Source organism: Streptomyces sp. JLYT201 (assembly GCF_059448825.1).
Genome location: NZ_CM182551.1, coordinates 4480051 through 4504678, shown reverse-complemented (window position 1 = coordinate 4504678; position 24628 = coordinate 4480051). Strand labels below are relative to the sequence as shown.

Here is a 24628-nt window from a genome sequence, read left to right as displayed (position 1 = left end):
GGCGTGCAATGCTCGGGTAACGGCTCGGTTCTGTCACCATCGACACACTCTCAGTGACCGATTGTGTGGGGATCATGGGATCCGTACCTCGCGACCCCCACGCGAGGGCGCTGAGTGACAGCCCCGAGGCTCACCCCCCGAACTTCATGAAGGGAACCAACCGGAATGGGTCCCCATCCTGCGGTCGCGGCGATACGCCTGGCGGTCCGCCGCGTACTTCACGACGTACTGACCGACGTCGCCGCCCAGCGCGAACTCGACTCCCCGCACGCCCCCCACGTAGACGCGCACGCCTCCCCGACCTCACGCCCGACGCTCCCCGCACACGAGCCGCTCCCCTCGCCGCTCGTGCTCGTGGCGTGCTCGGGCGGCGCCGACTCCATGGCGCTCGCCTCCGCCCTCGCCTTCGAAGCCCCCAAGCTGGGCATCCGCGCCGGCGCCGTCACCGTCGACCACGGCCTTCAGGCGGGCTCCGACCTGCGGGCCGCCGAGGTCGTCGCGCGCATGACCGCCCTCGGCCTCGACCCGGTCGAGTCGCTCGCCGTGTCGGTGGGCCGCGGCGGCGGCCCGGAAGCCGCCGCCCGCGACGCCAGGTACGCGGCCCTCGACGCCGTCGCCGACCGCCACGGCGCCGCCTCCGTGCTGCTCGGACACACCCGCGACGACCAGGCCGAGACGGTCCTGCTCGGCCTCGCGCGCGGCTCCGGCATCCGCTCCCTGTCCGGCATGGCCGCCGTGTCCGGCACCCAGGGCCGCTACCGCAGGCCGTTCCTGCACATCGACCGGCAGACCGCGCGCAAGGCGTGCATGGTCCAGTCCCTGCCGGTCTGGGACGACCCGCACAACGCGGACCCGGCCTACACCCGCTCCCGCCTGCGCCACGAGGGCCTGCCCGCCCTGGAGAAGGCGCTCGGCAAGGGCGTCGTGGAGGCCCTCGCCCGTACGGCCCAACTGTCCCGGGACGACGCCGACGCGCTTGACGCCTGGGCCGCCCAGGCCGAGACCTCCGTGCGCGACGCGAACGGACGCCTGGAGTGCGCGAAGCTCTTCGCCCTCCCGCCCGCGGTGCGCCGCCGCATCGTGCGGCGGGCGGCCATCGAGGCCGGTGCTCCGGCGGGCGCGCTGTTCGCCCGGCACATCGAAGAGGTCGACCGGCTCATCACCGGATGGCGCGGCCAGGGGGCCATCAATCTCCCGGGCAAAGTCGTCGCTCAGCGGCAGGGTGGCAGACTGGTGATCCGGCAAGGCTGACGCGGAAGACCGGTTGCAACTGATTCCAGCTGTTTTCCCGACTCTTCTCCGCGGGCCGGTGGGACGACCGAAAGTGATGCGGGTGGACGCGAAAGACATGGGCACCGACCTCCAGTCGGTGCTCATCACCAAGGAAGAGATCGACGCGAAGCTGGCTGAGCTGGCCGCGAAGATCGACGCGGAGTACGCGGGCAAGGACCTGCTCATCGTCGGCGTGCTCAAGGGCGCCGTCATGGTCATGGCGGACCTGGCTCGCGCCCTGTCCACCCCGGTCACCATGGACTGGATGGCGGTGTCGTCGTACGGCGCGGGCACCCAGTCCTCCGGCGTGGTCCGGATCCTCAAGGACCTCGACACCGACATCAAGGGCAAGCACGTCCTGATCGTCGAGGACATCATCGACTCCGGCCTGACCCTGTCCTGGCTGCTGTCCAACCTCGGCTCGCGCGAGCCCGCATCCCTCAAGGTGTGCACGCTGCTGCGCAAGCCGGAGGCCGCGAAGGTCGCGATCGACGTCGAGTGGGTCGGCTTCGACATCCCGAACGAGTTCGTCGTCGGGTACGGCCTGGACTACGCGGAGAAGTACCGCAACCTGCCGTTCGTGGGCACCCTCGCCCCGCACGTGTACGGCGGCTGACGGCGCTCGACTTGCGCGGGGAGGCCCGGGCGGCGTAAGACGCCCGGGAACCCCCAGCCGTTTCCCGCCGTTGGAGCATGCGAAGGCGGGATTGCCAGCCGTCCCGTGCGGCTTCGGGTGACAATGCTGGGGTACCGTCCGAAGAACAGTCTTTTATCAAACTCACTATGGCAGGAGGTACGGAGCGGCATCGCTCCGTGTGGATGGACGTGAAGCGATACTTCCGTGGGCCAGTCATGTGGATCGTGCTGGCCGTCCTTGCCGTGGTCGTGTTGATGCAGGTCGTCGGTTCGGGTGGCGGCTATAAGACAGTGGACACCGGCCAGGTCGTGCAGGCCATCGACGACAACAAGGTCGAGTCGGCCAAGCTCACGACCGGTGACGATCACACCATCAAGGTCGAGCTCAAGGACGGCCAGAAGGTCAAGGGCAGCAGCAAGATCCAGGCGAGCTACATCGGCGACCAGGGCGTCGACATCGCCAAGATGCTGCAGGCCAAGTTCAACGACAAGCAGATCCCCGACGGTTACACCGTCTCGCCGTCGAAGCAGAACCCCTTCGTCGGCATCCTGCTGTCGCTCCTCCCCTTCGTCCTGATCGTCGTCGTCTTCCTGTTCCTGATGAATCAGATGCAGGGCGGCGGCAGCCGGGTCATGAACTTCGGCAAGTCCAAGGCGAAGCTCATCACCAAGGACACCCCCAAGACGACGTTCGCCGACGTCGCCGGTTCGGACGAGGCGGTCGAGGAGCTCCACGAGATCAAGGAGTTCCTCCAGGAGCCCGCCAAGTTCCAGGCGGTCGGCGCCAAGATTCCCAAGGGCGTGCTGCTGTACGGCCCGCCCGGTACGGGCAAGACGCTCCTCGCGCGCGCCGTCGCGGGCGAGGCGGGCGTCCCGTTCTACTCGATCTCCGGTTCCGACTTCGTCGAGATGTTCGTCGGTGTCGGTGCCTCCCGTGTCCGAGACCTCTTCGAGCAGGCCAAGGCGAACGCCCCGGCGATCGTCTTCGTCGACGAGATCGACGCCGTCGGCCGCCACCGCGGCGCCGGCCTCGGCGGCGGTCACGACGAGCGCGAGCAGACGCTCAACCAGCTGCTCGTCGAGATGGACGGCTTCGACGTGAAGGGCGGCGTCATCCTGATCGCCGCCACGAACCGCCCGGACATCCTCGACCCGGCCCTCCTGCGGCCCGGCCGCTTCGACCGGCAGATCGCCGTCGACCGCCCGGACATGCAGGGCCGTCTGGAGATCCTCAAGGTCCACCAGAAGGGCAAGCCGGTCGCCCCGGACGTCGACCTCGCGGCGGTCGCCCGCCGCACCCCGGGCTTCACCGGCGCCGACCTGAGCAACGTGCTGAACGAGGCGGCGCTGCTCACCGCCCGCAGCGACAAGAAGCTCATCGACAACCACATGCTGGACGAGGCCATCGACCGCGTCGTGGCGGGCCCGCAGAAGCGGACCCGGATCATGTCCGACAAGGAGAAGAAGATCACCGCGTACCACGAGGGCGGACACGCCCTGGTCGCGGCGGCTTCCCCGAACTCCGACCCGGTTCACAAGATCACGATCCTGTCCCGCGGCCGTGCCCTCGGCTACACGATGGTCCTCCCGGACGAGGACAAGTACTCCACCACGCGCAACGAGATGCTGGACCAGCTGGCGTACATGCTGGGCGGCCGCGCGGCGGAGGAGCTCGTCTTCCACGACCCGACCACCGGTGCGGCGAACGACATCGAGAAGGCCACCGCCACGGCCCGCGCGATGGTCACGCAGTACGGCATGACCGAGCGGCTCGGCGCGATCAAGTTCGGCGGCGACAACACCGAGCCGTTCCTCGGGCGCGAGATGGCGCACCAGCGGGACTACTCGGAAGAGGTCGCGGCGCTGGTCGACGAAGAGGTCAAGAAGCTCATCGAGACCGCGCACAACGAGGCCTGGGAAATCCTCGTCGAGAACCGCGACGTCCTGGACAACCTGGTCCTCGCGCTGCTCGAGAAGGAGACCCTCGGCAAGGAGGAGATCGCCGAGGTCTTCGCCCCGATCGTCAAGCGCCCGGCCCGCCCGGCCTGGACGGGTTCCACGCGGCGCACGCCGTCGACCCGCCCGCCGGTGCTCTCGCCCAAGGAGCTGTCCCTGACGAACGGCGCGAACGGTGCCTCCCCCGCGGTGACCGCCTCCAGCGGTTCCGGCGCGGAGACCAAGTCCCTCGAGGTGGCCCCGGAGGACCGCCCCGAGAGCTGATCCCGCGCGCCTCAGCAGGCCCGGAATGGATGCCGTGCCCCCCTGGTTCTAGCCTGGGGGGCACGGCTCTTTTCGGCCGTCCGCAAGTACCAGGAACCAGGAACGAGGCACAGATGACCGACCCCGTGACGCTGGCCGGCGAGGGCTCGATCGGCGAGTTCGACGAGAAGCGGGCCGAGAACGCCGTGCGGGAGCTGCTGATCGCGGTCGGCGAGGATCCGGACCGTGAAGGCCTGCGCGACACTCCGGCCCGGGTGGCGCGCGCCTACCGGGAGATACTCTCCGGGCTCCGCCAGGAGCCCGAGGACGTCCTGACGACCACGTTCGACCTGGGCCACGACGAGATGGTCCTGGTGAAGGACATCGAGATCGTCAGCCTCTGCGAGCACCACCTGCTGCCGTTCCACGGCGTGGCGCACGTCGGCTACATCCCCGCGGACTCCGGCAAGATCACGGGCCTGTCGAAGCTGGCCCGGCTCGTCGACGTCTACGCCCGCCGCCCGCAGGTCCAGGAGCGGCTGACCACGCAGATCGCCGACTCCCTGATGCGCATCCTCGAAGCGCGCGGCGCGATCGTCGTCGTGGAGGCCGAGCACATGTGCATGTCGGTACGGGGCATCCGCAAGCCAGGTGCCAAGACCACGACGTCGGCGGTGCGCGGCCAGCTCAGGGACGCGACGACCCGTGCCGAGGCGATGAGCCTGATACTGGCGCGCTGAGGCGGCTGAGAGGCCCGTACGCGGCGTGACGGCCCTCCGGGGGAGCGGGAGCTCCTGCGGGGGGCCGCGGGCGTCTGTGGGGCCGGTGAGGCGCTGTGGGGCGTCGGTGTCACGCCGCCGGGACAGCCCCGGGCGCTGCCGGGGCTTCGCTGGGGCGGCGGTGTCGGTGCGGCCGGGGCTCCGCCGGTGCGGTCGGGTCGGTGCGGTCGGGTCAGGCCGCCGGGGCCGCGCCGCCGTGCTCGTCGTCGCCGTTCTCCGGCAGCTTGCACACGCGCTCCAGGAAGAACGCGGCCGCTATCACGCCGATGCCCGCGACCACCGAGAAGGCCGCGTAGTACGCCTGGTCGCGCCGGTCGGGGATGTCGAGGAACCCGAGCAGGAAGACGCCCACGCCGCCGTACATCCCGCACACCAGGGCCGCGACCAGGGCGCTCGCCTGGCCGAAGACCACCGCGCGGGCCGCCATCAGCGGCTCGACGCCCTTGGCTCCGGGGCGCCGCTCGCGCTGGGCCCGCAGCCGGGCGCGCAGCGAGATCGCCGTGGCGAGGAGCACCACGGCGATCACCGCGAGGACGATGGGCGCGGCGAGGGGCACGCGCGGCAGCGTGTCCACGGAGTTCCACAGCCGGGCGCCCGCCCAGGAGAGCACTCCGGCGACGACGAAGAGACCTGCCAGCGTCCTCACGCGCAGTTGCTTCATTCCGGAGGTCGCCCCTTTTTGCCTGTGTCCCGCTGCCGCCTTCTCGGTAGACCCTAACGACTACTCGGGCAGGCGGAGTTCCAGGTCGGCGCGCGGCGTGACGCCTTCGCGGGTGACGTCCTCGAGCAGGTCGGCGACCGGGCCGCGGCCGGTGAGCCGTGCCTCCGGCTCCACGTCGTGCCACGGGACGAGCACGAAGGCCCGCTCGTGCGCGCGCGGGTGCGGCAGGGTGAGCGCCGGGTCGTCCGAGACGACGTCGGCGTACGCCACGATGTCCACGTCGAGCGTGCGGGCGCCCCAGCGCTCGTCGCGGACGCGGTGGAAGGCCTCCTCGACGGCCTGCGCGCGCTCCAGGAGCGAGGCCGGGGGGAGGGTGGTCTTCACGACCACCACCGCGTTGAAGTACGAGGGCTGCGAGCCGGGCTCGACGCCCCAGGGCTCCGTCTCGTACACGGGGGAGACCGCTTTGACGCGCAGGCCCGGGGTGTCCTCCAGGGCGTCGACGGCGCCCTGGAGGGTCTCCAGGCGGTTGCCCAGGTTCGCGCCGAGGGAGAGCACGGCGCGGCGGGGGTTGGAGAGCGTGGTGTCGGCGGCGTCCACCTGCTCCACCACGGAGGCGGGGACCGGCTGGACGGTGGGGTCGCTGTGGGGGGTCATACGCGGCTCCGGGTGATGGTGACGGTCACGTCGTCGAACGGGACGGTGATCGGGGCGTCCGGCTTGTGCACGGTGACCTCGACCTCCAGGACGCCGTCGTGCTTCAGACAGGCCTGGGCGATGCGCTCGGAGAGCGTCTCGATGAGATTCACCGGCTCGCCCTCCACGACGGCCACGACCTCCTCCGCCACGATGCCGTAGTGCACGGTCTTCGCCAGGTCGTCGTCGGCAGCGGCCGCACGGGTGTCCAGACCCAGGACCAGGTCCACGATGAAGGTCTGGCCCTCCTCGCGTTCCCGCGGAAAGACACCGTGGTGCCCGCGGGCCTTCAGGCCGCGCAGCGCGACACGATCCACGCGAATCACTCCTGACAGTCGTCGGTACGGCCGGTCCCTGCCGAGTGCGGTCGGCACCCCAGCCACATTCGAATCTACCTGCGGGCACCGACAGCGTTCGTCCGCGGGGCCGCCGGAAGGCCCCGCCGCAGGCGTCCGCCGGTGCCCCTACCCACTCGGGGCGGGGCCCCACTCCCTCAGGAGGGGCTCTCGTCGTCCTCGTCGTCGCCGGACTCGGCGAGTACGGGTGACGCGTGGTGCGACCACAGCTTCCAGCCGTCGGACGTGCGGCGGAACACGTTCGTGGCGACCACGAGCTGTCCGACGAGCGGGCCGAGCTCGTCTCCTTCGCGGGGCGCCGGGCCGCCGCTGAGGATGTTCTCCGTGCAGCTCACCAGGGCCGTGTCCCCGGCCACGCTGACCCGCACGTCGGTGAGGAAGAACTGGATGTACTCCGTGTTGGCCATGATCAGCGCGTACGACCGCAGGACCTCGCCGCGGCCGGTGAGGACCGGCCAGCCCGGGTGGACGCAGGAGATCGCGGCGCCGTCGTCCGCGTCCTCGCCGAATCCGTCGGCGCCGCCGTCGCGGCTGTCGTCGTCCGTTCCGTCGGGAGTGCCGGGGCTCTCGTCGTCCTCCAGGTCCACGGGGAGGCGGGAGAGGGCGCTGGTCAGGCTCGACGGGCCGCCGCTGCCGGTGCCGTCCGCGAGGTCCGCCTGGTCCAGCCAGAGGTCCGTGACGGTGTCGAAGTCGCCGCGCTCCAGTGCTTCGTAGAAGGCGGTGTTCGCCCTTTCGACCTGCTCGATGTCCGTTCTGGCGCGGGTCACCGAGCGCCCGCCGCTCCGGCCGTGCCCGCGTCCGTCACGGCCTGCGCCACGCGTACCGCGTCCGCCGTCGCGCGCACTTCGTGCACCCGGACCGCCCAGGCGCCCTGGTGGGCGGCGATCGCGGAGACGGCGGCCGTGGCCGCGTCCCGCTCGCGGGCGGGGGGCGGCGAGCCGCCGGGGCCCGCGAGGACCCGGCCGAGGAAGCGCTTGCGGGAGGCCGCGACGAGCACCGGGCGGCCGAGGTCGCGCAGCCGCTCCAGATGGGCCACGAGGGCCAGGTCGTGCTCGGCGTCCTTGGAGAAGCCGAGGCCCGGGTCGATGACGATCCGCTCCGGGGCGATGCCGCCCGCGATCGCGGCCTCCACGCGCGCGTGGATCTCGTCGACGACTTCGGAGACCACGTCCTCGTACACCGGCTTGGCGTGCATGTCCGTGAGGAAGCCGCGCCAGTGCATCACCACGAACGGCGCGCCCGCGGCGGCCACGGAGGGCACCATGTCCGGGTCGGCGAGCCCTCCGGAGACGTCGTTCACGAGCACCGCGCCCGCGGCGAGCGCCTGGCGGGCCACGGCGGCGCGCATGGTGTCCACGGACACCGTGACGCCCTCGGCGGCCAGGCCCCGTACGACGGGCACCACGCGCCGCAGCTCCTCGTCCTCGTCCACGCGCGGGGCGCCCGGACGGGTCGACTCGCCGCCCACGTCGACCAGGTCGGCGCCCTGGGCGACCAGGTCGACGCCGTGCTTGACGGCGGCCGTGGTGTCGAACCAGCGGCCGCCGTCGGAGAAGGAGTCGGGGGTCACGTTCACGACACCCATGACCGCACAGCGGTCCCACTGGGGGAGCCCCTCGACCGATCCCCGCCCGCGCAACGTACTCATGCCTCCAGCCTAGGCCCGGGTGCGCGGGTGTTACGCCGCACGGACCTCGTGCTGCTCGGCCGACCGCACCGACTGGTGCGGGCAGGGGCGGGGCCCCGCCGTGCGGCGGCGCAGGAACCGCGGCAGCGCGAGGGTCACGAAGCCCTCCGCCTGCATGGCCGCGAAGCCGATCCGGGGGAGGTCGCGGCTGGAGCGGTAGACCACGAAGCGCGGCTCCCAGCGCGGCCGGAACTTGGCGTTGAACTTGTACAGCGACTCGATCTGGAACCAGCGCGAGAGGAAGACGAGCAGTCCGCGCCAGGCCCGCAGGACCGGCCCCGCGCCCAGCTTCTCGCCGCGCGCGAGGGCGGCGCGGAACATCGCGAAGTTCAGCGACATGCGCGCGATGCCGAGCTGCGGGGCGGCCTGCAGCGCGGCCACGATCAGCAGCTCGTTCATGCCCGGGTCGGCGCTGCGGTCACGGCGCATCAGGTCGAGCGACACGCCGTCCTTGCCCCACGGCACGAAGTGCAGCACGGCCTTCAAGTCGCCGTACGGGCCGGGCTGTTCGTCGGTCTTGTGGGCGGTCGCGATCAGGCAGTCGCCGTCCGAGGGGTCGCCGATGCGGCCGAGGGCCATGGAGAAGCCGCGCTCGGTGTCGGTGCCCCGCCAGTCGTCGGCGGCCCGCTGGATGCGCTCCAGCTCCTGCTCGCCGAGGTCACGGATGCGCCGTACGCGCGTCTCGTAGCCATTGCGCTCGATCCGCTTGACCATCTGGCGCACGTTGCGCATCGCGCGCCCGGACAGGGAGAAATCCGCGACCTCCACCACCGCCTCGTCACCCAGCTCCAGGGCGTCCAGGCCGGTCTCGCGCGTCCACACCTGGCCGCCCGTCTCGGAGCAGCCCATGACGGCGGGCGTCCAGGAGTGGGCCTTGGCCTCGTCCATGAAGCGCTCGATCGCGCCCGGCCAGGCCTCGACGTCGCCGATGGGGTCGCCGGAGGCCAGCATCACGCCCGACACGACGCGGTACGTGACCGCGGCCTTGCCGCTCGGCGAGAACACCACGCCCTTGTCGCGGCGCAGCGCGAAGTGGCCGAGCGAGTCGCGGCCGCCGTGCTTGGCGAGCAGCTCGCGCAGCCGGGTCTCGTCGTCCTCGGTGAGGCGCGCCGCCGGGTGTTCCGGGCGGAAGGCCAGGTAGATGGTGGTGAGGGCGGTGAGCAGGCCCAGGGCGCCGAGCGAGAAGCCGACGGTCCAGGGAGTGCGGCCCGTGTAGTCGACGGGGCCCTCGACGCCGAAGAGGCCGTACAGGACGTGCATCAGGCGCTCGGAGATGCTGGGGTCGCCCACGACCTTGTCCGGGTGCACGCTGACGATCACCAGGCCGAGCGCGAGGGACCCCGCGCCGAGCACCACGAAGTTGGCGAGCGCCCGCCAGCGGCTGCGCGGGTCGGGCAGCGCGGCGAACTCCTTGCGGTGCCGCAGCAGCAGCACGAGCAGCGCGATCGGGATCAACACGCCGATGAACGAGTGACGGTATGTGAACTGTGCCACGGCGCCCAGCGGCAGCAGCACCACGGCGGCGCGCCACGCCCGGCGCTTGTTGCGGCGCAGACCGTGCGCGAGGAGCAGCAGGAGCACGCCGCAGCTGAGCGCGAGCGCGGCGGCGAACGGCCCGAACAGACCGGGCAGGACCTCGGCGAACGTGTGCAGACGGCTGTGGCGGAAGCGGGGAAACACCCCCGCCGCCACGTTCAGGAGCCCTACGAGCGTGCAGGCTCTGGCGACCAGGGTGGGGACGGCTTCGGGGCGGGGGCCGCGGAGGATGCGGCGCAGCCCACCCTTGCCTTCTGGAACCACACCCGACATTTCCCCATCTATCCTGACAGACATCGCATCCCGTAGTTCCGCGAGAGAGCTTCGATCCGGTGCCAAAACCGGCAACCGGCAATATTGCGCCCTCTAGGACGGTCCTTCGGGGACACGGGTTCACTCCGAACCGGAAAACCAGCTCAAAGCTGGCGGAAAAGGCATGGCAAGGCCGAGGAAAGCCCCGGCCAAACCCGGGCCAGGGCTCTGACCCGAGTCCGGAGCCCGCCCTTCCGGCCCCCGGGAGTGAACAGGCAGAAAGCGCAGGCAGGATCTTCCCATGGGTCTCACGAGCAACAAAGTGCTGGCACTCGCGATCGCGCTGGCCGTGCTGCTGTTCATCGGCACGATCTGGCTGTGGCCGCGGCTCGCACGCCGCAGCTGGCGCGCCATCACCGGGCGCGTCGGGCTGCTCCTCGCCACGCAGGTCGCGGTCTTCGCCTCCATCGGTCTCTACACCAACCAGGCGTTCGGGTTCTACGCCAGTTGGGCGGACCTGCTCGGCCAGGAGACCGAACAGGGCGTCGTCGTGGACCACGACGTGCTCAAGGGTGAGAAGGGCCCGGTCAAGGTCACGGACACGCAGACCGTGGACGTCCCCGGCGGCGAGACGCCCCGTGTCGGCGGCCAGATCCAGAAGGTCCAGGTCCAGGGCCGGAACTCGAAGATCGCCAGCCCCGCGTACGTCTATCTGCCGCCGGAGTACTTCCAGCCGCAGTACAAGCACCGCACCTTCCCCTCGGCCGTCGTCCTGACCGGCTACCCCGGCACCGCCGAGGCGCTCATCAAGGGCCTGCACTACCCGCAGACCGCCCACAAGCAGGCCCGCCAGGGCAAGATGCAGCCGATGATCCTGGTCATGCTCCGGCCGACCGTGGCGCCGCCGCGCGACACCGAGTGCGTGGACATCCCCGGCGGCCCGCAGACGGAGACCTTCTTCGCCCGGGACCTGCCGGACGCCATCACCCAGCACTACCGCGCGGGCAAGAAGCCCGACTCCTGGGGCATCATCGGCGACTCCACGGGCGGCTACTGCGCGCTGAAGCTCGCGATGCACCACCCCGACGTGTACGGCGCCGGGGCGAGCCTGTCCGGCTACTACAAGGCCGCCCAGGACGTCACCACGGGCAACCTCTTCCACGGGGACAAGGACCTGGAGAACCAGGCCAACCTCATGTGGTACCTGGAGCACATGCCGCCCCCGAAGACCTCCCTGCTGCTCAGCAGCAGCAAGAAGGGCGAGGGCAACTACAAGGACACCCTGAAGTTCATCGACAAGGTGAAGCCGCCGACGCGCGTCTCGTCGATGATCCTCGACAGCGGCGGCCACAACTTCAACACGTGGCGGCGGGAGATCCCGGGGTCCCTGGTGTGGATGAGCGAACGCCTGACGGGCGGCTCGGACGTGCGGTAGCCCTCGACCCGTTGTGGAGGGCTGAAACGGTTGCTCGGCCTCTGGGGCCCGCTGAGGGTGGCTGAAGCGGTCGTTCAGCCCTCGGGGTCCGCTACGGAAGGCTGAAACGGCTGCCCGGCCCCCGGGGCTCGGTGCGGGCGGCCGACGCGGTCGTGCAGCACCCCGGTGCCGAGCGACCGTGTCAGCCGCCCGTCACCGAAGCCACGCTCTCCAGCTCGACGTCCCCGCGCGCGATGTCCAACGCGTCCGCCGTCGTCGAGCGCCGCAGCGCCTCGTGCAGCCGCGCCGGCGTCAGCACCCCGAGGAACCGCCCCTCGCTGCGCTCGTCGATGACCGCGATCCACCCCGCGTCGTGCTGGAGCATCGTGGAGAACGCCTGCTTCAGGCTCGCGCCCACCGGCAGCCACGCCTCCATGCGCCGCGCGTGCTCGCGCACCGTACCGGTGCCCACGCGCGCGTGCTCCGCGGAGATCCAGCCGTGCAGGTTGTTGTCGCCGTCCAGGACGACGGCCCAGCGGGCGTCCAGCTCCCTGGGCAGCGCGTCGTCGAGGTGCACGACCGGCGGCTGCTCCAGGTCGCCCTCCTCGATCGGCGTCACGGAGAGGCGCTTCAGGCCCCGGTCCGCCCCGACGAAGTCCGCGACGTACTCCGTGGCGGGCGCGCCGAGGACGGTCGACGGGGTGTCGAACTGCTCGATGCGGCCGTGCCCGTAGACGGCGATGCGGTCGCCGAGCCGGACGGCCTCCTCGATGTCGTGCGTGACGAACAACACGGTCTTGCGCACGGCCTGCTGGAGGCGGAGGAACTCGTTCTGGAGGTGCTCGCGCACCACCGGGTCGACCGCGCCGAACGGCTCGTCCATCAGGAGCACCGGCGGATCGGCCGCCAACGCCCGTGCCACGCCCACGCGTTGGCGCTGGCCGCCGGAGAGCTGCTCGGGGTAGCGGTCGCCGTACACCGCCGGGTCGAGGCCCACGAGGTCGAGGAGCTCGGCGGCGCGCTCGCGGGCCTTGGCGCGCTTGACGCCGAGGAGGTGCGGGACGGTCGCGGTGTTGTCCAGGACCGTCTTGTGCGGGAACAGGCCGACCTGCTGGATGACGTAGCCGATGCGGCGGCGCAGGTGGACCGGATCGATGTCCGATATGTCGTCACCGTCGAGGAATATCCGGCCGCTGGTCGGCTCGATGAGCCGGTTCACCATCTTCATCGTCGTGGTCTTGCCGCAGCCCGAAGGGCCGACGAGTGTGACCAGTTCACCCTCGTTGACCTCGAAGGACAGGTCGTCGACGGCCGTCGTGCCGTCCGCGTACCGCTTGGTCACATGCTCGAACCGGATCATGAGTCCCCATTGTGGCGCGTGTGCTGAGAGGGCCATGGTGCGCCCGCGTCTGTGAAGGCCGTGTTGCGCCCGCACGACGAGTCTCGGCGATTGTCAGTGCTCGGCGTTAGGGTCGCGGGACAGATGGACGTGTGCGTTTGGGCACGTGTCACGGTCCGTGCGGGGCCCGGGTGGAGGGGCCGCGCGCGGTCGGCGCACCCGGCCCGCGCACCGGGTCGGCCTGTGCGGTCGACAGGACACGCGGCACGTGTGCGATGGAGCACACGTCCGATCGGCATGGCTTCGGGGAATCGGGGGAGGCGGGGCGGGTGAGCAAGCGGAACTGTCTCGTGACGAACGACTGGATCTGCGGCGAGTACGTCCGCTCGCGCAGTCAGGAGTTGATCGACGCGACGGTGCAGCACGTCGGCATCACGGCGGCGTCCGTGGCGATAGGCGTGGCGGTGTCGCTGCCGCTCGCCCTGCTCGCGCGGCGCTGGCGCTTCCTCGCCGCGCCGATCCTCGGCGTGACGACGGTGCTGTACTCGATCCCGTCGCTCGCGATGTTCTCGCTGCTGCTTCCGTTCTTCGGCCTGTCCGCGTCGCTCGTCGTCACGGGCCTCGTCCTGTACTCCCTGACGATCCTCGTGCGGAACATCCTCGCGGGCCTGCGCGCGGTCCCCGAGGAGGCGCGGGAGGCCGCCAAGGGCATGGGGTACGGCCCGCTGCGGCTGCTGTGGGAGGTCGAACTGCCGCTGGCGCTGCCCTCGCTGCTCGCCGGCGTGCGCATCACCACGGTCTCGACGGTGGCGCTCACCACGGTCGGCGCCATCGTGGACAAGGGCGGCCTGGGCACGATGATCCTCGACGGCCTCGACACCCAGTTCAAGGCCCAGGTGCTCACGGCGTCGGTGCTGTGCGTCCTGCTCGCGCTCGCGGCCGACCTGCTGCTGCTCGCGCTCCAGCGCTGGCTCACCCCGTGGACCCGGGCGCATCGAATACGTACGAGCCGCTTCTCGCGCAAAGCGGACGCGGCCCCCGGTGTGGGCAAGGTGGCTGAGCCCGTATGAACGCGATATCCGGTGCCTATGAGTGGCTGACCACGTCCGCCAACTGGCAGGGCGAGAAGGGGGTGTGGCACCGGCTCGCCGAGCACCTCTACTTCAGCGGGGTCTGCCTCGCCGTGTCGTGCGCCATCGCGCTGCCGATCGCCCTGCTGCTCGGGCACATCGGCAAGGGCGGCGCCCTCGCGGTGAACATCTCGAACGTGGGGCGCGCGGTGCCGACCCTCGCGGTGCTCATCCTGCTCACCCTCACCCCGCTCGGGGAGCACGGGGACGTGCCGACGCTGATCGCCCTGGTCCTGTTCGCCGTGCCACCGCTCCTGACGAACGCCTACGTGGGCATGCGCGAGGTGGACCGCTCGGTGGTCGAGGCCGCGCGCGGCATGGGAATGAGCGGCCGTCAGGTCTTCGGGCGGGTCGAGCTGCCGCTGGCGTACCCCCTGATCATGACGGGGGTGCGGTCGGCCGCCGTGCAGGTCGTCGCCACGGCGACGCTCGCCGCGATGGCGGGCGAGGGCGGCCTGGGCCGGATCATCACGGCCGGGTTCAATCTGCAGAACACGCCGCAGGTGGTCGCGGGCGCCTTCTTGGTGGCGCTGCTCGCCCTGGCCGTGGAGGGTGTGCTCGTCGCGGTGGGGTGGGCCTGCGACCCGATGCGGGGGCGGTCCCGTATGCGTGCCTGAGCGCCCGACGGGGCCTCGGGCCCTCCCCCTCTCTTCACCCCTGTGGTCTTGAAACTCTCGAATGGTGGTTCACCGATGAACAGCAGAACGCGTCGCGCGCGACGGATGGCAGGGACGGCCGTGGCCGTCGTGACACTGGGCGCGGGCCTCGCCGCGTGCGGCGGCGACAGCCTGGAGGACGACAAGGGCTCGGCCGGCGGCAAGGGCGCGATCGTGGTGGGCTCGGCGCGGTTCACCGAGCAGAAGGTGCTCGCCGAGCTGTACGCGGGCGTGCTGCGGGACGCCGGATACGACGCGTCGGTGAAGACCGTGCAGAACCGCGAGGTGTACGAGCCGGAGCTGAAGAAGGGCTCCATCCACGTCGCCCCCGAATACGCGGCCACGCTCGCGGAATTCCTGAACCTGAAGAAGAACGGCTCGGACGCCGAGCCGGTCGCGTCCAGTGACCTGGGGGCCACGGTCAGCGAACTGACCAAGCTGGCGAAGCCGCGCGGCCTCAAGGTGCTTCCGGCGGGCGGCGCGGTCGATCAGAACGCGTTCGCGGTGACCAAGGATTACGCGAAGGAGCACAAGCTCAAGACGCTTTCGGATCTTGGCAAGTCCGGCGAGAAGGTCAGGATCGCCGCCGGTGACGAATGCGAGACGCGGCCGTTCTGCGCCCCAGGACTGAAGAAGAAGTACGGCATCGACGTCGCCGGAATCGACCCCAAGGGCGTCGGCACCACCCAGTCGAAGCAGGCAGTGAAGAACGGCACGGACCAACTGGTCCTGACGACGACCACCGACGCGACGCTGAAGAACTTCGGCCTCGTGATCCTCGAGGACGACAAGAAGCTCCAGAACGCCGACAACATCCTTCCCGTCGTGAACGAGAAGTCGGCGGGCGACAAGGAGATAGCCGACGCGCTCGGCAAGCTCACCAAGACGCTCACGACGGACGATCTCATCGAACTGAACCGCAAGGTCGACGAGGAGCGCCAGAAGGAAGGCGATGTCGCGCAGGACTATCTGAAGTCCAAGGGCCTGATCAAGAAGTAAGCGCGGAGATCGCGTGCCGGGTTGCGAAATCCGGCCGGAGGCGGTGGAGTGGCCGGTCGGAGAAGAAGTGGCTCGGCGGGGTGGGGAGTTGCGGTGGGGGCACCGGGATTTTGGCGGGCGGGGCACCAGACTTCGCCTACGCGCGGTAAGTTTCTGGCCATGCCACGTGGACGTCACCGCCATTCCCCACCACTGCACAGGCTGCTTCCTCCGTCGGCGGTCGCAGGCTTCTCCCTCGCCGCAGCCGGCGGCGCCTGGCTGTTCGCGGAACCCGTCGTGCTGCGCGGGCTCGCCGCCGCCGCGGCCGCGAGCGCCGTCCTGGGCTCCGTCGTCATGCGCCGCTGGGACCGGGCCGCGGGCAAGCGGGTCGCGGAGCTCGGCCGGGCCCGCGCGAGCGAGGAGTGGCGTTACGAGGAGCGCATAGCGGAGTGCGAGTCCGACCTCGACGAGGCGCGTGAGCTGCGCTCCAAGCTGGAGAACAAGCTGCGCTCCAAGCGGGCGGAGCTGGCCGCGCTGCGCAACGAACACGCCGCGCTGCTGCGCCGGTACGCGACGGCGGAGACCGAGCGTGCCAGCGCCCTCGAAGGGCGACGGCTGCTCGCCATCGAGGCCACGACGTCCACGCGGGCGCTCCCCGCGGGCTCTTCGGAGGACTCCGAGGAAGTGACGCCCGAGGCTTCGCTGTACGAGCGGGCCAACGCGGCGCTCGACCGCCTGGCGGGGCGGCACGGCGAGCCCGAGGCCGAGGGCGAGGCCGCCGAGGACCTCGACACCTCCGATGCCTCCGACGCCCCGGAGGCCGTGGCGGACGCGGCGGACGGCGACGAGCCGAGCGCCCCTGAGGCAGCCGAGGCGGCCGCCGAGCCCGAGGCGGCCGACGAGGCCGTGGAGGGCCACGAGCGCGCGGTGGGCGCGCACCAGCTGGTTCCGGCCGCGGCGGCCGTCGTGCCGCCCGCGCAGGTCCGCAGGACCGCCGGAGAGGGCGGCTTCGACTTCTTCGGCACGAAGGGCGCGGCCCCGGCCGCCCTCGACGCCGTGCAGAACGAGGACCTCGCCGACGTCGTGGGCGAGGAGGCCCTCGCGGTCCACAAGGCGGAGGCCGAGGCCGAGTTCAAGCCGTCGGACGCGACGACCGACGCGGAGCGCGGCGTGGGCCAGGTCATCGACCTGACCGCCCACGACGAGACGGAGCAGATCGACCTGAAGGGCCTGCGCACGGCGCTGCGCGCCTGAGCGGATGCCCGGCCGAGGGCCGTAGGGGATATCCACCCGCAGGCGCTGCGCGTCGGGGCCGGGCTCGCAAGGCGGCGGGAGGGTGGGAAACTCCGCCGCGGTAGCGGCGGCACCGCCCACTCGGCGCAGGCGCTGCGCGTCGGGGCCGGGCCTCGCGAGGCCGGGGAGTTGCAGCCGGGAGGGCGGGAGGCGTCCGCCGCGGTAGCGGTGGCGGGCGCTGCCCGCGGAGGGCAGGCAGGGTCAGGCCATCCACCGGTCGGGCCGCGCGGCCCGGCGCCCCGTACGGGAGCGCTCCGCCTGCCCGCGCAACAGCTCCGCCGCCTCCCCGGAGGGCCGCAGCCGAGCCGTCACCGTACGGCCCGCCCCGGTGTCCACCTTCACGTCGGCGACGCCCTTGAACCGCTCCCAGGGCCCCTGCACCAGGCGCACGCTCTGCACCTTCGCATGCGGCACCAGCGAGAGCCGCCGCCGGAGCAGACCGTGCCGCGCGGCGAACACCGCGTCGGTGACGGCGAGCCCGTGCCCCTTCCACCACACCGGGACGCACCACGACGCGCGCGCGGGCGGCCGGGACAGCTCGTCCGGGCCCGGCACCCGCACCCCCGGCAGGACCTGCGCGATCACCGACTCGGCGAGCGCGCGCGGGGCGACCGGGACGAGCACGCCGTTCGCCGACCCGGCCACGTCCAGCTCGACCCGCACCCAGCCGAACCGGCGCCACAGCAGCGGCTCCACGAGCCGTACGGACTGCACGCGGCCCGGCGGCACCGTCTCGTGCGCCTTGTCGAGCAGCCCGTGGTCCAGGCGCAGACCGTCCGGGGACTCGCCGACCGTCCAGTCGTACTCCCCGACGAAGCGGCCGACGCTGCTGGCGAAGGCACCGCCGAGCATTGGAATGCCGGTCACGATGACCGTCCACACGCTGTGCGTCAGGAACCACAGGACGGTCGGGACGACGAGCGTGGCGAGCAGCAGCAGCCAGGGCGCGCCGGTGAGCAGGACGGAGACGGCGAGCATGCGCGGCGGCACGTGCAGCAGCTGCCGCGAGGGCGCCTCGCCGACCTCGTGGACCGTCTCGGGGGCGAAACCGGCGGCCCGTGCGAGGAGCTCGGCGCGCAGCGCGGTGGCGTCGCGCTCGCCGAGATAGGCCAGTTCGTCCTTCTTGTCCGTGCCGACGACGTCCAGCTTCAGCTTGGTGACGCCGGCGACGCGGGCCGCGAGCGGCTGGGTCAGGTCGACGGCCTGGAGCCGGTCGAGCCGGATGTGCGCGGTGCGTCGGAACACCAGGCCCGTACGGATGCGCAGTTCGGTGTCGGTGACGGCGTAGTGCGTGTACCACCAGCTGAGGAAGCCGTACAGGGAGCCGCCGATGACGACCGCCGTGGCGACCAGGGCGAGCGAGGTGGCGGTCATGTCGGCCATGCGGCGCTGGGCGCCGTCCGGGTCGTGGACGGCCCAGCCCATGAGCACGGCGACGGGCGCCCAGGCCCGCCGCAGCGGTGTCACGGGATGCAGCCGCCGCTCCGCCGGGCCGCCCCGGCCGGTCTGCGGCTCGGGCGCGGCCTCCGCGCGCGGTCCCACGGCCGGCTCCCCGGTCACAGCCCCGCCGATCGGGCCTCGCCGAGCTCGGTGAGGCGGTCGCGGAGGCGCTCGGCCTCCTGGGGCTCCAGGCCGGGGATGCGCGCGTCCGTGGCGGCCGCGGCGGTGTGCAGCTGGACGCCCGCGAGGCCGAAGTAGCGCTCCACGGGCCCCGAGGTCACCTCGACGAGCTGCATGCGGCCGTACGGAACGACCGTCTCCTCGCGCCACAGCACGCCGCGGCTGATGAGCAGGTCGTCGACCCGCTCCGCGTACCGCCAGGAGCGCCAGTTGCGCTCCAGGAGGACCCAGCCCCAGGCCGCGAGGGCGAGCGGGAGGGCCGCGAGGACGGTCCAGACGGGTCCGGCGAACAGGCCGAGCAGCACCCCGAGCGCCGCCGCCATCGGCACCAGCCAGACCACGAGCAGCATCCGGCGCATCTTCAGCAGCCCGCGCGGCAGCCCGGTCCACACCGGCTCGCCCGCGTCCGCGCCGGGCGCCGTCCCCGGCGCCCCCGTCCCCGTCTCCATGCCCCCAGCCTACGTACGGCATCTGACAGTGGCGCGGCCGCGCCCGTGCGTCAGACTGTGCGCATGAGCCCCACGACGGAGCACGGGAAGACGCGGACAGCGGCGGGTACGGAGCTGACCGAGACGACGGTCGGGGTCGGCGGTGCCGCCGAGAGCACGGACATGGTGCTGAACATCGGGCCGCAGCACCCGTCCACCCACGGCGTGCTGCGCCTGCGCCTCGTCCTGGACGGCGAGCGCATCCAGCACGCGGAGCCGGTCATCGGCTATATGCACCGGGGTGCGGAGAAGCTCTTCGAGGCACGCGACTACCGGCAGATCGTGATGCTGGCCAACCGCCACGACTGGCTGTCGGCGTTCTCCAACGAGCTGGGCGTGGTGCTCGCCGTGGAGCGGATGCTCGGCATGGAGGTGCCCGAGCGCGCGGTGTGGACGCGCACGCTGCTCGCCGAGCTGAACCGCGTGCTGAACCACCTGATGTTCCTCGGCTCGTACCCGCTGGAGCTGGGCGGCATCACCCCGGTCTTCTACGCCTTCCGGGAGCGCGAGGAGCTCCAGAACGTCATGGAGGAGATCTCCGGCGGCCGAATGCACTACATGTTCAACCGGGTCGGCGGCCTCAAGGAGGACCTGCCCGCGGGCTGGACCGCCCGCGCGCGGGCGGCCGTCGCCTCGGTGCGTTCCCGCATGGACGTGTACGACCGACTGGTCCTCGGCAACGAGATCTTCCGGGGACGCACGCGCGGCGTGGGCGTGCTCTCCGAAGAGGCGGTGCATGCCTACGGAGTGAGCGGTCCCATCGCCCGTGCCTCCGGAGTGGACTTCGACCTGCGCCGCGACGAGCCGTATCTGGCGTACGGCGAGCTGGGCGACGTCCTGAAGGTGGTGACCCGCGAGGAGGGCGACTGTCTGGCGCGCTTCGAGTGCCTCCTGGAGCAGACCCACAACGCCCTCGACCTCGCGGACGCCTGTCTGGACCGGATCGCCGACCTCCCCCAGGGGCCCATCAACCAGCGCCTGCCGAAGGTGCTCAAGGCCCCCGAGGGCCACACGTACGCGTGGACGGAGAACCCGCTCGGCATCAACGGCTACTACCTGGTGTCCAAGGGCGAGAAGACCCCGTACCGCCTCAAGCTCCGCTCGGCGTCGTACAACAACATCCAGGCGCTCACCGAGCTGCTGCCGGGGCAGCTGGTCGCCGACATGGTGGCGATCCTGGGGTCACTGTTCTTCGTGGTCGGCGACATCGACAAGTAGCGGGTCCGCGATCCCCACCGGCTGCGTCAGCCAGCCGAAGTCGCCGAGCCCGCCCCGCGCGGTCAGCTCCGCCGCCTCGCCCGCGCGCGTGAGGGCGCGTACGTACGCCGCCGGGTCGGCGGAGGCCAGGGCCAGCGGCGGGCGGCCGCCGCGCACCCCCAGGGCGGCGAGCGCGGCCCGCTGGGTGAGCAGCCGTCCGCCGGGCAGGGCGCAGGCGTCGAGCGCCACATGGGCGGTGATGTCGCAGCTCCCGTCCGGCACGGGCACCGCCTCCCGGCCCTCGCGAAAGCCCGTCAGCGTGCCGAAGGGCGGTCGCGCGTCCTGGGCGTGCGCGTAGTCGACGGCGACCGCGAGGCCGCGGTCCAGCGTCGCGACGGCCGCCGCCCAGGCCGTGTCCCTGGGGCGGCCGATCTCCGCCCGCAGACCGGGCTCGGTACCCAGGGGCCACCACCGGGCGAGCCAGTCGGCGTCGGGGCCCGCCAGGGGGCCGCCGAGCTCCTCGGTGCCGTCCTCGCGGACGAGGACCCGGCGCACCGAGCCGTCGGGGGCGGTCTCCGCGACGTCCAGGGGGACGTTGTCGAGCCACTCGTTGGCGAAGAGCAGGCCGCTCGCCCCGGCGGGCGGGGCGGCGCACCACCGCACGCGCGGATCGAGGCCTTCGGGGCGTGCGGCGCGTTCCACCGCGTACGCGCGCGTGCGGGCCGCCACGTCGGCGGGCAGCTCCGCGAGGACGCCCGTCGTCAGCTCGCCGCGGCCCGCGCCCACGTCCACGAACGCCAGCTCCCGGGGGTGCCCGAGCGCGGCGTCCACGCGGCGCAGGAGCCGGGCCACGGCGGCCGCGTACAGGGGCGAGGCGTGCACGGAGGTGCGGAAGTGCCCCGCCGGGCCCTCGGGCCTGCGGTAGAAGCCGTACGGCCCGTACAGGGCCTCCTCGGTGGCCTCCCGCCAGCCCCGCGCGGGGTGCCCTGCCGCTCGCTGTGCCTCGTGCGTCACAGCGAGAAGGCTATGCGGCCTCCACCTTGGGGAGTACGAGACGGCCGTACGGATCGCACCTCGGGTTGACCCGGGGCCCGGACCGGTTGCCTACGCTGGGTTACGTGCAGCGCCTCTATGACTTTCTCCGCAGACACCCGACGGGGGTCGACGCCTTCTGGGCGTTCGTTCTCCTCGGTCTCTCCGGGCTGAGCGTGGTGGCCGTCGCCGACTCGGAGGGCCACGACCCCACGTTGGTGGTGGTCCCGGTCGTCATCGGCCTGTGCCTGGTGGTGGCGCTGCGCCGCCGGTTCACGGAGCACATGCTGGTGCTCGCCGCGGTGATCGGCCTCGTGCAGATGGCCGGCGACGTGCGGCCGAACATGGCGAACTTCGCGATGCTCGTGATCATCTACACGGCGGCCGCCGACGGCCCCAAGTGGGCCTCGCGGTTCGCCCTCACCGGCGGTCTCGCGGCCGCGCCGCTGTCGCAGCTGCGCTGGCCGGAGACAGCGACCGGAATGTGGGGCAAGGTGCTCTACACCGTCTTCATGCTCGTTCCGTTCGCCCTCGCCTGGGTGCTCGGTGACTCGATCCGCACCCGCCGCGCCTACTTCGCGCAACTGGAGGAGCGCGCCGCCCGCCTGGAGAGGGAGCGCGAGGCGCAGGCCAAGGTCGCGGTCGCGGCCGAGCGCGCCCGCATCGCCCGCGAGCTGCACGACGTCGTCGCGCACAACGTGTCGGTGATGGTCGTCCAGGCCGACGGCGCCGCATACGTCCTGGACGCGGCGCCCGACCAGGCCAAGCAGGCCCTCGCGACGATCTCCGGCACCGGCCGCCAGGCGCTCGCGGAGATGCGCAGGCTGCTCGGCGTGCTGCGCACCGGCGAGCCCGAGGAGAGCGGGGAGTACGTCCCGCAGCCGGACGTCGAGCAGCTCGACGAGCTCATCGAGCAGGTGCGCGGCGCCGGTCTGCCGGTCGACTTCAAGGTCGAGGGCACCCCGCGCCCGCTGCCCAGCGGCGTGGAGCTGACCGCGTACCGCATCGTGCAGGAGGCCCTCACCAACACCCGCAAGCACGGTGGTGAGAACGCCGGGGCCAGCGTCCGGCTCGTCTACTTCGACGACGGCCTCGGGCTGCTCGTGGAGGACGACGGCAAGGGCGCCCCGCACGAGCTGTACGAGGACGGCGGCGCGGACGGCAGCGGCCACGGCCTGATCGGCATGCGCGAGCGCGTCGGCATGGTCGGCGGCACCCTGGACGCGGGCCCGCGGCCGGGGGGCGGATTCCGCATCAGCGCGCTGCTGCCTCTCAAACCCGCACACTGACACCTGTCACCGGTGCACCGGGACCAGGTGTCCGTGGTTGACTCCGCCCGTGGGGTGCTGCTTCGGCCCGCTCCCGCCCGTTCCGCCGATGTCCTTGCCGCCGATCCACCCTGAAGGGACCGTGTGATGTCCATCCGCGTGATGCTCGTCGACGACCAGGTGCTGCTGCGCACCGGATTCCGGATGGTGCTCGCCGCCCAGCCGGACATGGAGGTCGTCGCCGAGGCGGGCGACGGCGTGGAGGCCCTCCAGGTGCTGCGGGCCACGGCGGTCGACGTGGTCCTGATGGACGTGCGCATGCCGAAGCTGGACGGCGTGGAGACGACGCGCCGCATCTGCTCCGAGGCCAACCCCCCGAAGGTGCTGATCCTGACGACCTTCGACCTCGACGAGTACGCCTTCTCGGGGCTGAAGGCGGGCGCGTCCGGGTTCATGCTCAAGGACGTGCCGCCCGGCGAACTGCTCGCCGCGATCCGGGCCGTGCACAGCGGTGACGCGGTGGTCGCGCCGTCCACGACGCGGCGTCTGCTGGACCGGTTCGCGCCGATGCTGCCGGGCACGGCGGGGCAGCCGCAGCACAAGGGCCTCGAGCGGCTCACCGAGCGCGAGCGCGAGGTCATGGTGCTCGTCGCCCAGGGCCTGTCGAACGGCGAGATCGCGGCCCGCCTCGTGCTGTCCGAGGCGACCGTGAAGACCCATGTGGGCCGCATCCTGACCAAGCTGGGACTGCGGGACCGGGTGCAGGTGGTGGTGCTCGCCTACGAGACGGGCCTGGTGCGCGCGGGCGGCGGCGGAAGCTGACCCCTCCGGGGGCCCGGGCGGGCCCCCCGGCACGGCCTACCGGAGCACGCCCTCGATGAACTCGCTGCCGAGCCGCGAGACCACGCCCAGGTCCAGCTGGTGCTGCACGTACCTGCCGCGGCGGCGGGTGGTGATCAGCTCGGCCTTCTTCAGGACGCTCAGGTGGCGGGATATCTCCGGGGCCGTCATGCCGTGGGCGTCCGCCAGCTCACCCGTGGTGTACGCCCCGCGGGCCAGGTGGCGGCACAGGCGCATCCGCACCGGGTGCGAGAGCGCGGCCATGCGGCGGGTGAGCTGCTCCACGGAGGCGGGCTCGGTCAGGCCGGGGGACCTGATGGGGTAGGTGATCGAGGACTGCCAGCCATAGCGGTGCAGGACCATCACGTGTGGCCAGCCGAGGCTGGTCGGCACCAGGACGAGGCCGCCCTCGGCCGTCCTGGTGTGGCCCGAGGCCATCTTGTCGATGGTGATCCGCCGGGCCTCCTCGTCCAGGGTCACCGCCCCGGACATCGCCTTCAGGGCCTCGCCGAGGCCCTTGCGGCGCAGCAGCTCGGTCTTGTGCCGGGCGTCCGCGGCGAGCTGGTGGCTCACCCGGGCCCAGGTGTCCGCGAAGAACGCCTCGTCGCAGTCCTGCATCAGCTGGCGGAACCAGGCGCGCACGGCGGGCGGGTCGTCCAGGAGGCGCTCGGTGAACGCCACTTGGTGCTCGCCCCGGGCGGCGGCAAGCTCCAGGGCGTGGCGGCGCATGTCCAGGTCGTTCAGCGGGTCCGTCACGCGGTTCTGGTCGTAGGCGAGCTGGCAGGTGAACTCCAGGGCGGCGTCCACGAACTGCTCGTCCGTCAGCTTGTCCAGCTGGTCGAGCTCCTCGGCGAGCGTGGCACCGGGCAGCGCCCGCTTGCCGGGGATGCCCGCGAACGGCGCGAAGACGTCCGAGAACGTCGTCCGCCACAGGAAGTCCGCCTCGCACAGGCGGTCCGCGAGGCTCTGGTCCAGACGCGCGTTGACCGCCGTCGCCCAGCCCTGCAGCCCCGGGTGGTGACCGGGCTCGGACAGGGCGTGCAGCGCCATGCCGAGCTCGGCGAGGGGCGAGGGCACGACATGGACCCGCTCCGGCGCCAGGCCGGTGATGTCGATGCTCACGCTCATGGTCCCCATGGTGCACCGGGCCACTGACATCGCCGCCGTCGATTGACGACTGACGTCAATCGGCGGGACCTGGCCGCCGGGCCTGGCGCAGGCTTGGGACATCGACGGGGTGCCGATGTCGCCGCCCCGCCCCGGCGGGCCGTTCTCCCGGCCCGGCCCGGCTTGTTCCTC

General features: G+C 71.9%; 23 protein-coding genes. 12 read left to right on the top strand and 11 right to left on the bottom strand.

Features of this window, described 5'->3' with window-relative positions:
* Nucleotides 1–165: 165 nt before the first annotated feature.
* The 4 genes from tilS to folE all read left to right on the top strand — a co-directional run bounded on the left by tilS (nucleotide 166) and on the right by folE (nucleotide 4847).
* Nucleotides 166–1251 carry a tRNA lysidine(34) synthetase TilS gene (tilS, locus tag AC5WAM_RS18420; protein ID WP_366794257.1) on the top strand — a complete coding sequence of 362 codons (1086 nt, stop codon included), beginning with the start codon at nucleotides 166–168 and terminating at the stop codon, nucleotides 1249–1251.
* A 76-nt stretch (nucleotides 1252–1327) separates the two neighbouring features.
* Nucleotides 1328–1888: a hypoxanthine phosphoribosyltransferase gene (gene hpt / locus AC5WAM_RS18415; protein WP_030679974.1), complete on the top strand. Its 561-nt coding sequence runs from the start codon at nucleotides 1328–1330 to the stop codon at nucleotides 1886–1888.
* Between the two features lie 203 nt (nucleotides 1889–2091).
* Complete coding sequence (gene ftsH / locus AC5WAM_RS18410) at nucleotides 2092–4128, top strand: ATP-dependent zinc metalloprotease FtsH (protein ID WP_495523607.1); 2037 nt, start codon at nucleotides 2092–2094, stop codon at nucleotides 4126–4128.
* A 113-nt stretch (nucleotides 4129–4241) separates the two neighbouring features.
* A complete protein-coding gene (gene folE, locus AC5WAM_RS18405) occupies nucleotides 4242–4847 on the top strand; it encodes a GTP cyclohydrolase I FolE (protein WP_138961098.1) in 606 nt (201 codons plus the stop codon).
* A 211-nt stretch (nucleotides 4848–5058) separates the two neighbouring features.
* Here folE and AC5WAM_RS18400 read toward each other — a convergent pair whose 3' ends face one another.
* The 6 genes from AC5WAM_RS18400 to AC5WAM_RS18375 form a co-directional block, all read right to left on the bottom strand.
* Entirely contained in the window at nucleotides 5059–5547 is a 489-nt protein-coding gene (locus tag AC5WAM_RS18400) for a DUF3180 domain-containing protein (RefSeq protein ID WP_242720558.1), read from the bottom strand.
* A gap of 60 nt (nucleotides 5548–5607) precedes the next feature.
* Complete coding sequence (folK, locus tag AC5WAM_RS18395; protein WP_366794256.1) at nucleotides 5608–6204, bottom strand: 2-amino-4-hydroxy-6-hydroxymethyldihydropteridine diphosphokinase; 597 nt, start codon at nucleotides 6202–6204, stop codon at nucleotides 5608–5610.
* Nucleotides 6201–6560 (bottom strand): dihydroneopterin aldolase, encoded by a 360-nt coding sequence (gene folB, locus AC5WAM_RS18390; protein ID WP_138961101.1) that lies wholly within the window; start codon nucleotides 6558–6560, stop codon nucleotides 6201–6203. Before folB ends, folK begins: the two co-directional genes overlap by 4 nt.
* A gap of 176 nt (nucleotides 6561–6736) precedes the next feature.
* Entirely contained in the window at nucleotides 6737–7366 is a 630-nt protein-coding gene (locus tag AC5WAM_RS18385; protein WP_495523183.1) for a nuclear transport factor 2 family protein, read from the bottom strand.
* Nucleotides 7363–8247 (bottom strand): dihydropteroate synthase, encoded by an 885-nt coding sequence (gene folP / locus AC5WAM_RS18380; protein WP_366794254.1) that lies wholly within the window; start codon nucleotides 8245–8247, stop codon nucleotides 7363–7365. The genes AC5WAM_RS18385 and folP overlap by 4 nt, the downstream gene beginning before the upstream one ends.
* A gap of 30 nt (nucleotides 8248–8277) precedes the next feature.
* Nucleotides 8278–10095 (bottom strand): phosphatidylglycerol lysyltransferase domain-containing protein, encoded by a 1818-nt coding sequence (locus AC5WAM_RS18375; protein ID WP_366794253.1) that lies wholly within the window; start codon nucleotides 10093–10095, stop codon nucleotides 8278–8280.
* A 280-nt stretch (nucleotides 10096–10375) separates the two neighbouring features.
* Here AC5WAM_RS18375 and AC5WAM_RS18370 point away from each other — a divergent pair, with 280 nt between their 5' ends.
* Complete coding sequence (locus AC5WAM_RS18370; protein ID WP_366794252.1) at nucleotides 10376–11509, top strand: alpha/beta hydrolase; 1134 nt, start codon at nucleotides 10376–10378, stop codon at nucleotides 11507–11509.
* A gap of 181 nt (nucleotides 11510–11690) precedes the next feature.
* Here the strand turns inward: AC5WAM_RS18370 and AC5WAM_RS18365 are convergent, their stop codons facing one another.
* Nucleotides 11691–12848 (bottom strand): ABC transporter ATP-binding protein, encoded by a 1158-nt coding sequence (locus AC5WAM_RS18365; RefSeq protein ID WP_495523182.1) that lies wholly within the window; start codon nucleotides 12846–12848, stop codon nucleotides 11691–11693.
* Nucleotides 12849–13156: 308 nt separating this feature from the next.
* Between AC5WAM_RS18365 and AC5WAM_RS18360 the strand changes: the two genes are divergently transcribed.
* The 4 genes from AC5WAM_RS18360 (at nucleotide 13157) to AC5WAM_RS18345 (ending at nucleotide 16845) form a co-directional block, all read left to right on the top strand.
* On the top strand, nucleotides 13157–13897 hold the full coding sequence (locus AC5WAM_RS18360) for an ABC transporter permease (protein ID WP_138961106.1): 741 nt from the start codon (nucleotides 13157–13159) through the stop codon (nucleotides 13895–13897).
* Nucleotides 13894–14574, top strand: coding sequence for an ABC transporter permease (locus AC5WAM_RS18355; protein WP_138961108.1), 681 nt, complete (start codon nucleotides 13894–13896; stop codon nucleotides 14572–14574). Before AC5WAM_RS18360 ends, AC5WAM_RS18355 begins: the two co-directional genes overlap by 4 nt.
* A 75-nt stretch (nucleotides 14575–14649) precedes the next feature.
* Entirely contained in the window at nucleotides 14650–15612 is a 963-nt protein-coding gene (locus tag AC5WAM_RS18350; RefSeq protein ID WP_495523181.1) for an ABC transporter substrate-binding protein, read from the top strand.
* 159 nt (nucleotides 15613–15771) lie between these two features.
* Nucleotides 15772–16845: a hypothetical protein gene (locus AC5WAM_RS18345; protein WP_495523180.1), complete on the top strand. Its 1074-nt coding sequence runs from the start codon at nucleotides 15772–15774 to the stop codon at nucleotides 16843–16845.
* 240 nt (nucleotides 16846–17085) lie between these two features.
* Here AC5WAM_RS18345 and AC5WAM_RS18340 read toward each other — a convergent pair whose 3' ends face one another.
* Both AC5WAM_RS18340 and AC5WAM_RS18335 read right to left on the bottom strand, forming a co-directional pair.
* Nucleotides 17086–18426 carry a PH domain-containing protein gene (locus AC5WAM_RS18340; RefSeq protein ID WP_495523179.1) on the bottom strand — a complete coding sequence of 447 codons (1341 nt, stop codon included), beginning with the start codon at nucleotides 18424–18426 and terminating at the stop codon, nucleotides 17086–17088.
* 14 nt (nucleotides 18427–18440) lie between these two features.
* Nucleotides 18441–18953, bottom strand: coding sequence for a PH domain-containing protein (locus tag AC5WAM_RS18335; RefSeq protein WP_366794247.1), 513 nt, complete (start codon nucleotides 18951–18953; stop codon nucleotides 18441–18443).
* A 114-nt stretch (nucleotides 18954–19067) separates the two neighbouring features.
* On the opposite strand from AC5WAM_RS18335, the gene AC5WAM_RS18330 reads away from it, so the two are divergent.
* On the top strand, nucleotides 19068–20210 hold the full coding sequence (locus AC5WAM_RS18330; protein ID WP_138966889.1) for an NADH-quinone oxidoreductase subunit D: 1143 nt from the start codon (nucleotides 19068–19070) through the stop codon (nucleotides 20208–20210).
* On the opposite strand, the gene AC5WAM_RS18325 is transcribed toward AC5WAM_RS18330, so the two are convergent.
* The gene (locus AC5WAM_RS18325; protein WP_495523178.1) at nucleotides 20175–21203 is read right to left on the bottom strand and encodes an SAM-dependent methyltransferase; all 1029 of its coding nucleotides are present in this window, start codon (nucleotides 21201–21203) and stop codon (nucleotides 20175–20177) included. The two genes, AC5WAM_RS18330 and AC5WAM_RS18325, sit on opposite strands and share 36 nt — an antisense overlap.
* 104 nt (nucleotides 21204–21307) lie before the next feature.
* Here AC5WAM_RS18325 and AC5WAM_RS18320 point away from each other — a divergent pair, with 104 nt between their 5' ends.
* Nucleotides 21308–22510 carry a sensor histidine kinase gene (locus AC5WAM_RS18320; protein ID WP_366794245.1) on the top strand — a complete coding sequence of 401 codons (1203 nt, stop codon included), beginning with the start codon at nucleotides 21308–21310 and terminating at the stop codon, nucleotides 22508–22510.
* A 126-nt stretch (nucleotides 22511–22636) separates the two neighbouring features.
* Entirely contained in the window at nucleotides 22637–23311 is a 675-nt protein-coding gene (locus AC5WAM_RS18315; protein ID WP_495523177.1) for a response regulator transcription factor, read from the top strand.
* A gap of 36 nt (nucleotides 23312–23347) precedes the next feature.
* On the opposite strand, the gene AC5WAM_RS18310 is transcribed toward AC5WAM_RS18315, so the two are convergent.
* Nucleotides 23348–24457, bottom strand: coding sequence for a DUF5937 family protein (locus AC5WAM_RS18310; RefSeq protein ID WP_495523176.1), 1110 nt, complete (start codon nucleotides 24455–24457; stop codon nucleotides 23348–23350).
* Nucleotides 24458–24628: the final 171 nt, after the last annotated feature.

Excerpts from the sequence above, each read along its gene's own strand:
- AC5WAM_RS18370 (WP_366794252.1), top strand. The coding sequence starts at position 10,376 with ATGGGTCTCACGAGCAACAAAGTGCTGGCACTCGCGATCGCGCTGGCC.
- AC5WAM_RS18335 (WP_366794247.1), bottom strand. The coding sequence starts at position 18,953 with ATGGAGACGGGGACGGGGGCGCCGGGGACGGCGCCCGGCGCGGACGCG.
- folE (WP_138961098.1), top strand. The coding sequence starts at position 4,242 with ATGACCGACCCCGTGACGCTGGCCGGCGAGGGCTCGATCGGCGAGTTC.
- AC5WAM_RS18365 (WP_495523182.1), bottom strand. The coding sequence starts at position 12,848 with ATGATCCGGTTCGAGCATGTGACCAAGCGGTACGCGGACGGCACGACG.
- AC5WAM_RS18345 (WP_495523180.1), top strand. The coding sequence starts at position 15,772 with ATGCCACGTGGACGTCACCGCCATTCCCCACCACTGCACAGGCTGCTT.
- AC5WAM_RS18400 (WP_242720558.1), bottom strand. The coding sequence starts at position 5,547 with ATGAAGCAACTGCGCGTGAGGACGCTGGCAGGTCTCTTCGTCGTCGCC.
- ftsH (WP_495523607.1), top strand. The coding sequence starts at position 2,092 with ATGGACGTGAAGCGATACTTCCGTGGGCCAGTCATGTGGATCGTGCTG.
- AC5WAM_RS18310 (WP_495523176.1), bottom strand. The coding sequence starts at position 24,457 with ATGAGCGTGAGCATCGACATCACCGGCCTGGCGCCGGAGCGGGTCCAT.
- AC5WAM_RS18315 (WP_495523177.1), top strand. The coding sequence starts at position 22,637 with ATGTCCATCCGCGTGATGCTCGTCGACGACCAGGTGCTGCTGCGCACC.
- folP (WP_366794254.1), bottom strand. The coding sequence starts at position 8,247 with ATGAGTACGTTGCGCGGGCGGGGATCGGTCGAGGGGCTCCCCCAGTGG.
- AC5WAM_RS18355 (WP_138961108.1), top strand. The coding sequence starts at position 13,894 with ATGAACGCGATATCCGGTGCCTATGAGTGGCTGACCACGTCCGCCAAC.
- AC5WAM_RS18375 (WP_366794253.1), bottom strand. The coding sequence starts at position 10,095 with ATGTCGGGTGTGGTTCCAGAAGGCAAGGGTGGGCTGCGCCGCATCCTC.
- AC5WAM_RS18350 (WP_495523181.1), top strand. The coding sequence starts at position 14,650 with ATGAACAGCAGAACGCGTCGCGCGCGACGGATGGCAGGGACGGCCGTG.
- tilS (WP_366794257.1), top strand. The coding sequence starts at position 166 with ATGGGTCCCCATCCTGCGGTCGCGGCGATACGCCTGGCGGTCCGCCGC.
- folK (WP_366794256.1), bottom strand. The coding sequence starts at position 6,204 with ATGACCCCCCACAGCGACCCCACCGTCCAGCCGGTCCCCGCCTCCGTG.
- hpt (WP_030679974.1), top strand. The coding sequence starts at position 1,328 with ATGCGGGTGGACGCGAAAGACATGGGCACCGACCTCCAGTCGGTGCTC.